Raw genomic sequence first — 12,608 nt, 5'->3', positions numbered from 1 at the left:
TTCCCCGCGCCCCTTTCGGGGCGCTTCAGCCGAGGCGCCTCAAGAGTTCAGGGTGTCGATCAGACGCTCGAATCTGGCCCGCCACGCCGGCTCCGTCTCGCCCTCGCCCTTGAACTCGTGCGTGAAGCGCAGGGCGCTGCCGGTGGCCCCGTCGCGCTCCAGGTGGAAGCGGATTCTGCCGCCGCCCTCCACCGTGTACTCCGCGATCCGGTCGACGTCCCAGGCGGTCACCGTGCCCGTGCCCAGATCACCGAGGGTGACCGTGCCGCCCAGTCTCGGTTGCAGGACGTCGACCGGGATGAACCAGGCGGCCAAGCCCTCCGGGGTGGAGAGGCTCGGCCAGACCTGGTCCGTCGATCTCGGCAGTCGTACCAGGAAGTGGAGGATGTGCGTTCTCCCGTGGGTCTGACTGGTGCCCTGTTCTATGGAACCGGCCATGACACCAGCCTGACCCCGGCCCCCGGGATCCGCACCCCTAGGGACGTTCCCCGGCCTTGTCGACCACGGCCCGCCGGATGATCGACGTGCCGCCCAGCGACCTGCCGTGCAGGTCGTACACCCGCTCACTTCCTCGGCGGTGGTCCAGTCTCCGGTCAGGCGGTAGGCGTGGTTGTAGACCGAGCGCGCGTACGTGTCGAACAGGGCGGCGAAGGCGTCGTGGTCTCCGGCACGGATGCGTCTTCGCAGATGTGTGTCCACGTCCTCTTGCCTGTCGTACGACGAAGGCCGGTTCCCGTGACCTGGGTCACGGGAACCGGCCTCGGCCGCAACGGGGTCAGACGCCCGCGTACGAGTGCTTGCCGGTCACGAAGATGTTGACGCCGTAGTAGTTGAAGAGCCAGCAGCCGAAGGCGATCATCGCCAGGTAGGCGGCCTTGCGGCCCTTCCAGCCGGCGGTGGCGCGGGCGTGCAGGTAGCAGGCGTAGGCGACCCAGGTGATGAAGGACCAGGTCTCCTTGGGGTCCCAGTTCCAGTAGCGGCCCCAGGCGCTGCCCGCCCAGATCGCGCCCGCGATGATCGTGAAGGTCCACAGCGGGAAGACGGCCGCGTTGACGCGGTAGGCGAACTTGTCGAGCGAGGCCGAGGCGGGGAGGCGCTCCAGGACCGAGGTGGCGAAGCTGCCGGGCCTGCCGCCGTTCTCCAGCTTGCTCTCGTAGGCGTCCTTGAAGAGGTAGAGGATCGTGGCCACCGCGCCGACGTAGAAGACCGCGCCGCAGAAGATCGCCGTCGAGACGTGGATGTACAGCCAGTACGAGTGCAGGGCCGGGACCAGCGGCTCGCTCGCCGTGTAGAGGACGGTGACCGCGAGGCCGAGGTCGAGCAGGACCGTGGTGATCAGGAAGAGGCCGAGCCAGCGGACGTTCTTCTTCAGGGCGAGGAGCGTCAGGTAGACGGCGACCGCGACCGTGGAGAACGTGATGTTGAACTCGTACATGTTGCCCCACGGCGCCCGCTGCACGGAGGCCGCGCGGGTGACCACTCCCGCCAGCTCCACGAGGAAGGCGAGGACCGTGAGGGAGATCGCGATCCGGCCGTAGAGGTCGCCCTGTTCGTCGCCGCCGTGCGCGCCGGGCCCGTCCGGCACGTCCCGCGAGCCCGCCGCGGACCGGACGACCACCTGCGGACGCTCCAGTACGGCGGTGCCGCCGGCCTTCTTGACCGTGACGGCGGGCGCCTTCTTCGCCTCCGCCTGGGTGGTGAGCGCGTTGGCGGTGCGCGCCACCCGGCTGCGGCTGCCGAGCAGCCACTCGAAGATGTAGGCGAAGAACGCCAGCGTGTAGACGGCCATCGAGGAGTAGACGAGCGTGTTGCTCATGCTCGCCAGATGCTCGTTGGTCGCGGCGAGGGTGGTTGCGTCGAGCGCGGTTGCGGCGGCGGAAGTCATCGCTTCTCAGCCCCTTCGGCAGGTACGACTTCGGGGTCGGGGGATTCTGCGGGGTCGTCGTCAGTGGTGTCGTCGGGCTCGGGGGCGCCCGGCGCCTGGTCGTAGAGGATTCCGGCGAGGTCGCCGAGTTCCTCGGGCACCTTCGCGGACTCGCTGCGGCCCAGCCCGCCCATCTCGACCACCGTCACGCCGTCGGGGCCCTGCACCGCGCGCACCCACACGCGGCGGCGCTGGATGAACAGCGAGGCGGCCAGACCGAAGATCGCGGAGAGGGCACCGCCCAGCGCCCAGCCGCTGCCGGGCTCCTGGACGATCTCGAAGCCGGCCCATTCCTTGACGTCCTTCTCGAACGTCACGGACCCGGCGCCGTTCGGCAGCTGCATGGTCTGGCCGGGCTTCAGGTTGTCCCGGTACTGCGCTCCCTTGGAGTCCTTGAACTCCTTCATGTGGGTCTTGTCGAGCTGGTACACGCTCTGCGGGATGCCCGAGTTGACGCCCAGGTCGCCGTGGTACGGCGTCAGGTTCAGCACCGGGTTGTCCAGTGCCGGGAAGCTGGAGAGCACCGAGGAACCGCCGGCGTAGGTCGGCAGGAAGAACAGCGAGATGCCGAGCTGTTCGCCGACGCCCTTGGCGTTCTGGTAGCCGTCCATCACCTTCACCACGCCCTGGGAGGTGACGTTGCTGTCGAGCGGGAGCAGCGGGACGGCGTCGTGGTAGACGACCTCGCCCTTGCTGTCGCGGACGGTGATGACGGGCGCGTAGCCGTGGCTGACGAGGTAGACCTTGGCGTCGTCGATGTGCAGCGGCTCGTTCACCTTGATGGTGGTCCGCTTCGACTTGCCGTAGGCCCCTTCGCTGTAGTCGACGTCCGCGGCGAAGGAGACCGCCGTGCCCTTGCTGGGGCCGCTGGTCTGGTAGGTGGCGTGGAAGTTCTTCAGGTCGAAGCTGAACGGCACCAGGTCGTCGGTGCTGAACATGGAGCCGGACTTGAAGTCGTCGTACTGGAGGATCGAGTTGGCGAACCCGTCGCCCTCGACGACCAGCTTGGTGCCGTCCGACTTGTACATCTGGCCGGAGGCGAAGGCGATCAGCAGCACGATCAGCGCGATGTGGAAGACCAGGTTGCCGAACTCTCGGACGTAGCCCTTCTCGGCGGCGACCGCGTCCCCGGCGAGGTGTGAGCGGAAGCGCCGCTTCTTCAGCAGCTTGAGGGCCGCCTCGCGGACCTCCTCCGGCTGGGCCGTGGTCCGCCAGGTCGTGTACGCGGGGAGCCGGTCCAGCCGCTTCGGGGCGCCCGGCGGGCGGCCGCGCAGCTGGCCCACGAACTGCCAGGCGCGGGGGATGATGCAGCCGACGAGCGAGACGAACAGCAGGATGTAGATCGCCGAGAACCACACCGAGCTGTAGACGTGGAACAGGCCGAGCTTGTCGTAGACCGGCGACAGCGTCTTGTGGGCCTTCTGGAATTCGGCGACCTTGTTGATGTCGGCGCCGCTCTGCGGGATCAGCGAGCCGGGGATCGCGCCCAGCGACAGCAGCAGGAGCAGCAGCAGCGCGACCCGCATCGAGGTGAGCTGCCGCCAGAACCAGCGGGCCCAGCCGACGACCCCGAGCCCGGGGGCGGCCGGCGGCTCGGCGGGGGCGGTGGAGAGCTGGGAGCCCGCCGCGCCGAGGTCCGGCTCGCTGTTGTCGGTTTCGGTCTTGCTCATCGATCAGATCCCCACAGTGAAGCCGGCGGACCAGGACTGCATGTCCTGCACGAGACGGTCCCAGGCGCCCGTCAGCAGCAGCAGACCGGTCACGATCATCATCGTGCCGCCGATCCGCATCACCCACACGTAATGACGCTTGACCCACCCGAAGGCGCCGAGTGCCTTGCGGAAGGCGATCGCCGTGAGCACGAAGGGCACACCGAGGCCCAGGCAGTAGGCGACGGTCAGTATGGCACCGCGGCCCGCGCTGCCCTGCTGGGAGGAGAGGCTCAGCACGGCGGCGAGCGTCGGGCCGATGCACGGGGTCCAGCCGATCCCGAAGAGCGCGCCGAGCAGGGGCGCCCCGACCAGACCTGCCACCGGCCGCCTGTGGAAGCGGAACTCGCGCTGGGTGAACCAGGGCATGAGGCCCATGAAGAACAGGCCCATGGCGATCATCAGGACGCCGAGGACCTTGTTGAGAGTCCCGGACTGTTCCTGGAGGTCCTGGCCGAAGTAGCCGAACAGGGCCCCGCTCGACACGAAGACGACGGTGAAGCCGAGCACGAAGAGCGCGGCACCGGTGGCCATCCGGCCGCGCCGGGCCTCGGCCAGGTCGGTGCCGGCGACGCCCGTGACGTACGAGAGATAGCCGGGGACCAGGGGCAACACGCACGGGGAGAAGAAGGAGACGAGCCCGCCGAGCAGGGCGATCGGCAGGGCGAGCAGCAGCGCGCCGTTCATGACGGTCGCGTTCGGTCCGTCTGTCGCGGCCGCGACCGTGAGGAGTGCGCTCACGTCACTTCTCCGCGACGACCGGCTTGACCATCTTCAGCAGGCTCTCCTCGCTGAGCGCCGCCAGCGAGCGCGCCGCGATCTTCCCCTGCCGGTCGAGTACCAGGGTGGAGGGGATGGCCTGCGGATTGAGCGTGCCCTTCTTGAAGCGGAGCATCAGCTTGCCCGTCGGGTCGTACAGGCTCGGGTAGTCGATGCCGTTCTGCTTCTCGAAGGCGACCGCGGAACCGGTGCTGGTGTCGCGGGTGTTGATGCCGACGAACTGGACGCCCTTGCTCGCGTACTCCTTGGCGACGGCGGCGAAGTTGGGCGCCTCGGCCCGGCAGGGGCTGCACCAGGAGCCCCAGACGTTGATGACGACGACCTTGCCCTTGTAGTCGGCGACGTCCAGGGTGCTGCCGTCGATGGTCTTGCCGGACAGGTCGGGGGCCGCCGCGCGGTGGCCCTCCGCAACCGTGTCGATGCCGTCCTTGCCGGTGACGAAGTTGGTGTTGCCGCCTCCGCCGGAAGTGCCGCCGTTGCCGCACGCGGACAGGGTCAGGGCCGCCGCGGCGGCCGTGGCGCCGAGCAGGAGGGCGCGGCTACGGGTACTCATGTGAAAAGTTTCGCATGCCCGTTCTGAGGATCTTGCGCACCCCCCTGGGTCCGGGATTCGCCCCGTTTCAGGCCGCCGCACCCTGCTTGAGGAAGGTCTTCCAGCCACCGGCCGGCTGCTGCCCCACGTCCAGCGTGCGCAGCTTCGCCAGCACCTCCGGCTTCTGTACGTCCATCCAGTCCACGAACTGCCGGAAGGAGACCAGGCGCACGTCGGCGCCCTTCTCCTTCTCCCGGGCGATGTGCTTGAAGGCCTGCTCGACGGCGTCCATGTAGATGCCGCCGTTCCACTGCTCGAAGTGGTTGCCTATGAAGAACGGTGCACGGTTTGTCGTGTATGCCCGCTGGAATCCCGCTATGTACGCCTGGGCCGACTGGGTCCGCCAGCCCGGGTAGTTGTAGGCGGGGGCCTTGGTCGAGTTGACCGACTGGTTGGCGAGCATGTTGTAGTCCATGGAGAGGACCTCGAAGGAGCGGCCCGGGAACGGTATCTGCTGCAGCGGCAGGTCCCAGATGCCCAGCTTCTTCTCCGGCCAGACCTGGCGGCCGCCGGGCGAGGAGGCGTCGTAGCGCCAGCCGAGCTCGCGGGCGGTGGGCAGCAGGTTGTTCTGGCCGAGCAGGCAGGGGGTACGGCCGCCGACCAGCTCCTTGTCGTAGTCGAAGGGGAGCGGGGGCAGGTCGGTCCAGCCGGAGTTGGTCCGCCACTCCTTCACGAACGCCTTGGCCTGGTCTATCTCGCTGCGCCACTGCTTGGGCGTCCAGTTGCCGACGGTGCCGTAGCCGCCGCAGAAGTGGCCGTTGAAGTGAGTGCCTATCTCGTGCCCCTCAAGCCAGGCCCGGCGGACGTTGGTGAGCGTCGCCTTGATGTGCTCGTCGGTGAGGTAGCCGATGTCGGAGGCGCCGCGGGGGTTGTTCGGGGGGTCGTAGAGCCGCTTCTTCGACTCGGGGAGCAGGTACAGCCCCGAGAGGAAGAAGGTCATGGACGCGCCGTGCTCCTTGGCCAGGTCGAGGTAGCGCGGGAAGAGGCCGGTGCCGACCTCGCCGGCGCCGTCCCAGGAGAAGATCACGAACTGCGGCGGGGTCTGGCCGGGCTCCAGCGGCTCGGGGGCGCCGGGCTGGTGGGGCTGCTTGCCGGTGTTGGCGGTGGAGCCGTCGCCGAGGGGGCGGGCGTTGGGCTTGGGCTTTCCGGAGGGCGTCCCGCTGGAACCGCCGGCATGGGTCGTCCCGTCCGACGATGTGTGAGTGGTCCCGCAGCCGGCGAGGCCCAGTCCGGCCGCGGCACCTGCGCTGACGCCGAGCATTCCCCTTCGGGTGAAGGTCCGCATGGTTCCCCGATTCGTCACGTCCTCTGGTGGTCACCCACTCAGAGGGCGGGACGAACAGGGAGGTTCCACAAGGAACCACATATTTTCAGACTAATCTCATGAAGCCGGTTTGAGCGGCGCGGAGTTCAGGCCCCGAAGGCCTTGTCCTTCCCCTTCACCGGCTTGGCGCCGGCGCGGAGGTGGGCCGGGACGAGGTCGATGGCGGGCTCGGAGTAGCCGACGGAAACGATCCTGTCGCCCTCGTATGTGAAAGTCGTCAGGGAGGCGAGGGTGCACTGCCGCTTGCGCGGGTCGTGCCAGAGCCGGCGGTTCTCGACGAACGACCGCAGGATCCAGATCGGCAGCTGATGGCTGACCAGCACGGCCTCGTGACCGCGCGCGCGGTCCTTGGCCGTGTCCAGCGCGGTCTTCATCCGCACGACCTGGTCGACGTACGGCTCGCCCCAGGACGGCCGGAACGGGTTGACGAGGTACTTCCAGTTGGCGGGCTTCTTCAGCGCCCCGTCGCCGACGCCGAAGGTCTTGCCCTGGAAGATGTTCTCGGCCTCGATGAGCCGCTCGTCGGTGGCGAGGTCGAGCCCGTGCGCCTTGGCGATCGGGGTGGCGGTCTCCTGCGCCCGCTCCAGCGGCGAGGCGACGACGTACGTCACGTCCCGCGGGGCGAGGTGCTCGGCGACCCGGTCGGCCATCTGCCGGCCGAGCTCGGAGAGGTGGTAGCCGGGAAGTCTCCCGTACAGCACCCCCTCCGGATTGGCCACCTCCCCGTGCCGCATCACATGCACGACGGTGATGTCCTGCTGCTCGCTCTGCTCGCTCATGCTGCCGTGGCCTCCGCGGCCGCTCGGGCCGCCGCCGGAAGGGCGTCGGCGATCTTCTGGATGGCCCGCTCGTCATGGGCCGTGGAGACGAACCAGGACTCGAAGGACGACGGCGGCAGGTAGACGCCGTCGGAGAGGAGGGAGTGGAAGAAGGCGGTGAACCGGAAGGACTCCTGGCCCCGCGCGTCCTCGTAGTCGCGCACCGGACGGTTGGTGAAGAAGACCGAGAACATGTTGGAGGCGGCCTGCACCTGGTGCGCGACGCCCTCCTTGTTCAGCGCCTCGCCGACGAGCCCCCGGATCTGCTCCGACACGGCGTTGACCTTGTCGTACGCCGCGTCGTCGAGCAGCCGCAGCTGGGCGAGCCCGGCGGCGGTGGCGACGGGGTTCCCGGAGAGGGTGCCGGCCTGGTAGACGGGCCCGGCCGGGGCGAGGTGCGCCATGACGTCCGCCCGCCCGCCGAAGGCGGCGGCCGGGAAGCCACCCCCCATGACCTTCCCGAAAGTCATCAGGTCGGGCACGACTCCGTCGATCCCGAACCACCCGGCCCGGCTCGTCCGGAACCCGGTCATGACCTCGTCGGAGATGTACAGGGCGCCGTTCTCGCGGCAGGCGTTCTTCAGCCCCTGGTTGAACCCGGGCCCGGGCGGCACGACGCCCATGTTCCCCGGCGAGGCCTCGGTGATCACGCAGGCGATCTCCCCCGGGTGCCGGTGGAAGGCCTCCTGCACCGCCTCCAGGTCGTTGTACGGCAGCACGATCGTGTCGCCGGCCTGCGCACCGGTGACACCGGGGGTGTCGGGCAGCGCGAAGGTGGCGACACCGGACCCGGCGGCGGCCAGGAGGCTGTCGACGTGTCCGTGATAACACCCGGCGAACTTGATCACCTTGGTGCGCCGGGTGAACCCGCGGGCGAGCCGGATGGCGGACATGGTCGCCTCCGTCCCGCTGCTGACCAGCCGCACCTGCTCCAGGGGCTCGATCCGGGCGACCATCTCCTCCGCGAGAGCGACCTCGCCCTCACCGGGGGTACCGAAGGAGGTACCGCGGGAGACGGCTTCCTGGACGGCGGCGATGACCTCGGGGTGCGCGTGCCCGAGGATCATCGGCCCCCAGGAGCACACAAGATCGACATACTCGCGCCCGTCGGCGTCCGTGAGGTAGGCCCCCTTGCCGGAGACCATGAACCGGGGGGTGCCGCCGACGGCGCGGAAGGCGCGCACCGGGGAGTTCACGCCGCCCGGCGTGACGGCGGAGGCGCGGTCGAAGAGCGCCTGTGAGACGGGCGCGTCGTAGGGATAGGGCGTTTCGCTCTGGGCACTCATGACGTGCGGCTTCTCCGACTTCTCGGACTCCGGATGCTGGGTGACCTCCTCAGGGTAGGCGGAGGAGGGCGGTCCTCTCACAGCGGAGGACGGCGGTCCCCGCACAGCGCCCGGGGCATCTGCGAGACTGTGACCCGATACACCCAGCTCATCCGGTACGCAGGCGGCCGGAGGCTGTAAAGATCCTGCGGACTGATGTTTCGACGCACGTTTCGGCGGGCGGCCGTGGGGGAGGTCACTGACACGATGATCGGGTTGCGCGGCGGGGGCCACGCGTCCTAGAAAAGCAGTCGGGTGGAGATATGCATCGCGGTGGCGGACTGGGCGAGGGGACCGATGACCTGGGTCCTCGACGTGCCCAACGGGGAAAGCACCGGCGCGACGCGGAGGAATCGACCGAATCAGCACGTCATGAACAAGGCGTCCAGAGTGAGTCGGAGCGGCGCGACCGACGTATCGATCAGCGGGACCGCGATCAGAGGGATCGGGACCAGCGGAGCGATCGGCGGATCGACCGTCTGCAGACCGGGAGCAGGAATGGTGGTCGGGTGGGGGTGACGTACAAATACTTCGGCGCACCGGACGGCGCGACCGCGGCCCGGGTCCCGATCTCGATGCGCCCCGAGGAACTCGGCGGCGACGAGCTCGGCATGAACGGCATGTTCACGAAGATCAAGCCGGAGACGATGGCCGCGATGGTGCTGACGGGCATCGAAGGCGTGCCTCTGCACAAGGTGCCGCCGCTGGAGCTGGTCGTCCTGCACCCGGACTACGCCGTGGTCAAGCTCCCCATGACGGTGGTCGACCCCCTGCGCGGCATAGGCGAGGAAGCGGTCGGCGCGGCCGCCTTCATCTGGTCGACGGTCCCGGACCGGGGCGGCCCGAGGGACGCGTTCAACGTGTACCAGCTGCTGCACGAGTGGCAGGACTTCTCGCATCGGCTGCATGAGGCGGGGCATCAGCCTTATTGCCTGGTGTGGCCCTGATCTGGGGTTTCTTGCGGGGTGGGCGGGGTCTTCGGGCCTCGCCCTTTTTGGTGGCGGGGGTCTTCCGCCTCGGCTTCCGTGAAGGCGTGTGCGAGCCGTTCGCGTGGGCGGGCCAGCGCCGGTGGGGCGGGGTGTATCGGAGACACGGCGGCTTTTCCAGCACATCACCCGGTCCCCAAAAGGGACGGCGCCGGCCTGAGCCTCTACCAGGCCACCCGCGAACTTGCAGTCAGTCCTCGCGGCCTGGGACCAACGCCTGCCCCATCTGTCTTCGGCAATCCGCACCGTCAGGGTGCTGCGGAGTTTCCTCTGTCGGATCAGACGGCGATCGACTTGCGGTAGCGGACGTACTCGTTCTGGCGCCGGAAGCCCACGCTCTCGTAGAGGTCGTAGGATCGGTGCGGATTCGCGGTCCCGGTGTACAACCGGGCGGTCTTCGCACCGTGCTCGCGAAGACATCGCACCCCGTCCAGCAGCAGGGCCCGCCCAAGGCCCAGACGCCTTGACTCTGCCCGGACGCTCAGTTCTTCGACTTCGCCCACAGTTGGGTCGTGCCGACGGATGGAACACAGGGCGACCCCGGCCGTACTTTCCCCATCCCGAGCAGCCCGCCAGCAGGTTGGGTCGGCAGTGGCGAGGAAGCTCTCGAACGTCCACCGCTGGGTGAAAGCGGCATCTGCGTACGAATCGACGACCGTCTTCCAGGCCGCGCGGTAGTGGCCCGGATCGACCGCACCGATTCGGATGCCGGCCGGCAACGTCCTTTCGTCGGGGAGTTGTCGAAGATCGGACAGCTCCAGCTCCACCAGACTGAAGACACGCCGGTATCCAGTTTCGAGCAGCAGCGCCGTTGCCTCCTGTTCGGAGGTCATGGCATTCGCACCGATCACAGCCGTTTGTGCGGTTCCGTGCTGATGCACGAGCCGGCGGATACGGCTTTCTGCCCAGTTGAGCATGGCCGAGCCGATGCCCTGGCCGCGGTGCTCGGGCAGCAGGTAGCCGCGGTGCAGGTACAACCACGTCCCGTCCCGCTCCTGCCACCACCTGATCGTCGAGTAGCCGACGACGCCACCGTCGTGCTCCACCAGGACCTGGTTCTCGGACGGGTCGTCCAGCTTGGCGCAGGATTCGGCGATCTCGGCTGCCGTCGGGAGCCCCTCCACAACCGAGCGGGCGTCGGTCCGATCCCGCTGTGCACAGCCCAGCCGCACAGCGGCCATCGCGCCATGGTCGTTGTGGCCGCGATACGGCCGGAAGACGTAGCCAGGCAACCGTTCCCACGATGCAAGGCCGCTGCCGCTGTTCACGCCCACACCAAGGCCCCCATTCCGTTGGATATGCGGTGTCATCGATCACGGAAGCGTAGGCCGTGCCGATCAGACGGCAGAACTCGATTTCCGCAGCATGACCGTTCGCGGCATCGGCGCGGACGCTGCCGTCCACATACCGGCCGAGCCCTGCGCTCGACACGTGTGCGGCCGCCGCCATGTGGCCGCACACGGTCGGCAGGCACGTGCGAATGTGCTGCTCGTCCGGGGTCCGGGCCGTTCCGGACCCCGGCGGCACGGGTCGGCGGCGATTACCCATGAGGCCGTTGCCTTCGGCAGGATGAGCGCCATGACCGAGATCCGTACACCCCGCCTGCTCCTCCGTCGCTGGCATGACGACGACCTCGCGCCCATGGCGGACATCAACGCGGACCCTCAGGTCATGCGCTGGATCGATGACGGCTCTGTGCGCGACCTGGACCACACCGCAGAAGCCATCGAGCGGTGGGAGGAGGAGTGGGACGAGGAGGGCTTCGGACTCTTCGCCGTCGAGCTCCTGGCTTCGGGGGAGCTCGCCGGCTTCACGGGTCTGTCCGTGCCCGAGTTCCTGCCGGAGGTACTGCCCGCCGTGGCGATCAGCTGGCGGCACGGTTCACAGTTCTGGGGTCAGGGATACGCGTCCGAAGCCGCCCATGCCACGCTGGAATTCGCGCTCCAGGACCGCGGCCTCGACCGCGTCATCAGCATCAACCGGCTGGGCGACGACGCCTCCGAGAACGTCATCCGCAAGCTCGGCATGGCGCCGGAGCGTGAGACGGTGCACCCGGTGCACGGCTATCCGCTGCGCGTTCACGCCATCGATCTCACCGAGTTCCAGGCGTGAGCCGGCCGAGCCGTCGATCATCCCAAGACGGCCGGCCACCGTCCCTGCGTCCCCCACCGCATTGACCACTGCGGAGTTTTCAGGAATCCGAGCGCCCAGTCAGGCTCAATGCCAGGTGGCCCGACGTGTTCCAGGGGCACAGAGCTGTGCCGCCTGATCGAGGACAGCCCGATCCGTGAGCGCCGGTCGCCCGATCCAACAGCACGACGTGCCCGGGCCGTGATCGAGTACATGACCGCGGACCGGCGCGGGTTCTGGGAGGAACGCGGGTACCACAACCTCGCCGACCCCTGGAAGGCACAGCGCTACTCCTACCAGGAGGAGGAGTCGGACGGGCCGCACGAGCCGGGTTCCTGATACCCCGCCCGGTCCGTCACTCGTACCGGTACTTCAGCGAATCCGCCTCCGCCTGCTCGATGTCGGCGATCGTCAGCTCCGGCATCCGCAGCTGGGCCAGCGTCACCTCGGCCGAGGTCGGCTGGGCATCCGCGGCCGGCCACTGCTCCGGCTTCCAGGCCCCGCTGCGCAGCAGCGACTTGGGGCAGTGCGGGTAGACCTCCTCGATCCCCACCACCAGCGCGCTGGCCGGCGGCTTGCCCACGGCGGTCAGCTGGGACAGCAGCTCCGGGCGGGTGGAGACGCAGGCCCGGCCGTTCACCCTGAGCGTCGTGGTGCGCCCCGGGATGACGAACAGCAGCCCGGCCCGTCCGGTGGCGACGACGTTCTGCAGGGTGTCCAGACGCTTGTTGCCGGTCGCGTCCGGTATCGCCACCGTCCGTGCGTCCAGGACGGCGACGAACCCGGCGGGACCGCCGCGCGGGGAGACGTCGCAGTTGCCCTCCGCGTCCGCGCTGGCGACCAGGACCAGCGGCGAGCAGCCGATCAACCGCCGGGTCTGCTCGGTGAGTTCGGTCATCTGCTTGCGCACGGCCGCGTCGCTGGGCAGTGCGTAAGCCCGGCGCAACGTCTCCTGGTCGGGCACGGCGTCGAGGCGGAGCGAGTCGAAGGCACTGCCGGCAAGGGGTGTCGTCATGCCGC

12 protein-coding genes and 1 pseudogene are annotated in these 12,608 nt (G+C 68.8%); 3 read left to right on the top strand and 10 right to left on the bottom strand.

Features of this window, described 5'->3' with window-relative positions; genetic code table 11:
* Positions 1–39: 39 nt before the first annotated feature.
* From ABT137_RS15995 to hemL, 8 genes are all read right to left on the bottom strand, one after another.
* A complete protein-coding gene (locus ABT137_RS15995; protein WP_351709216.1) occupies positions 40–438 on the bottom strand; it encodes an SRPBCC family protein in 399 nt (132 codons plus the stop codon).
* A gap of 337 nt (positions 439–775) precedes the next feature.
* Positions 776–1,885: a c-type cytochrome biogenesis protein CcsB gene (gene ccsB, locus ABT137_RS15990; protein ID WP_351708601.1), complete on the bottom strand. Its 1,110-nt coding sequence runs from the start codon at positions 1,883–1,885 to the stop codon at positions 776–778.
* Complete coding sequence (resB, locus tag ABT137_RS15985; protein WP_351708598.1) at positions 1,882–3,594, bottom strand: cytochrome c biogenesis protein ResB; 1,713 nt, start codon at positions 3,592–3,594, stop codon at positions 1,882–1,884. Before resB ends, ccsB begins: the two co-directional genes overlap by 4 nt.
* Before the next feature lie 3 nt (positions 3,595–3,597).
* Entirely contained in the window at positions 3,598–4,374 is a 777-nt protein-coding gene (locus ABT137_RS15980) for a cytochrome c biogenesis CcdA family protein (protein WP_351708595.1), read from the bottom strand.
* Between the two features lies 1 nt (position 4,375).
* Positions 4,376–4,966, bottom strand: coding sequence for a TlpA family protein disulfide reductase (locus ABT137_RS15975; protein WP_351708592.1), 591 nt, complete (start codon positions 4,964–4,966; stop codon positions 4,376–4,378).
* Between the two features lie 67 nt (positions 4,967–5,033).
* Entirely contained in the window at positions 5,034–6,290 is a 1,257-nt protein-coding gene (locus tag ABT137_RS15970; RefSeq protein ID WP_351708589.1) for a polysaccharide deacetylase family protein, read from the bottom strand.
* A gap of 125 nt (positions 6,291–6,415) precedes the next feature.
* Positions 6,416–7,108 carry a histidine phosphatase family protein gene (locus ABT137_RS15965; RefSeq protein ID WP_351708586.1) on the bottom strand — a complete coding sequence of 231 codons (693 nt, stop codon included), beginning with the start codon at positions 7,106–7,108 and terminating at the stop codon, positions 6,416–6,418.
* A complete protein-coding gene (gene hemL, locus ABT137_RS15960; RefSeq protein WP_351708584.1) occupies positions 7,105–8,433 on the bottom strand; it encodes a glutamate-1-semialdehyde 2,1-aminomutase in 1,329 nt (442 codons plus the stop codon). The genes ABT137_RS15965 and hemL overlap by 4 nt, the downstream gene beginning before the upstream one ends.
* Positions 8,434–8,735: 302 nt before the next feature.
* Between hemL and ABT137_RS15955 the strand changes: the two genes are divergently transcribed.
* Positions 8,736–9,419: a hypothetical protein gene (locus ABT137_RS15955; protein WP_351708581.1), complete on the top strand. Its 684-nt coding sequence runs from the start codon at positions 8,736–8,738 to the stop codon at positions 9,417–9,419.
* Between the two features lie 317 nt (positions 9,420–9,736).
* Here ABT137_RS15955 and ABT137_RS15950 read toward each other — a convergent pair whose 3' ends face one another.
* Positions 9,737–10,732 carry a GNAT family N-acetyltransferase gene (locus tag ABT137_RS15950; RefSeq protein WP_351708578.1) on the bottom strand — a complete coding sequence of 332 codons (996 nt, stop codon included), beginning with the start codon at positions 10,730–10,732 and terminating at the stop codon, positions 9,737–9,739.
* 304 nt (positions 10,733–11,036) lie between these two features.
* Here ABT137_RS15950 and ABT137_RS15945 point away from each other — a divergent pair, with 304 nt between their 5' ends.
* Positions 11,037–11,570, top strand: coding sequence for a GNAT family N-acetyltransferase (locus tag ABT137_RS15945; protein WP_351708575.1), 534 nt, complete (start codon positions 11,037–11,039; stop codon positions 11,568–11,570).
* Between the two features lie 222 nt (positions 11,571–11,792).
* A pseudogene (locus ABT137_RS15940) lies at positions 11,793–11,927 on the top strand (sulfite oxidase-like oxidoreductase); the annotation flags it as partial.
* A gap of 16 nt (positions 11,928–11,943) precedes the next feature.
* Here the strand turns inward: ABT137_RS15940 and ABT137_RS15935 are convergent.
* A complete protein-coding gene (locus ABT137_RS15935) occupies positions 11,944–12,603 on the bottom strand; it encodes an MSMEG_1061 family FMN-dependent PPOX-type flavoprotein (protein WP_351708572.1) in 660 nt (219 codons plus the stop codon).
* Positions 12,604–12,608: the final 5 nt, after the last annotated feature.

The organism is Streptomyces sp. NPDC001980, from assembly GCF_040296885.1.
In the GTDB taxonomy this organism is placed as follows: Bacteria; Actinomycetota; Actinomycetes; order Streptomycetales; family Streptomycetaceae; genus Streptomyces.
This window is presented reverse-complemented; position numbering and strand designations above follow the sequence as displayed.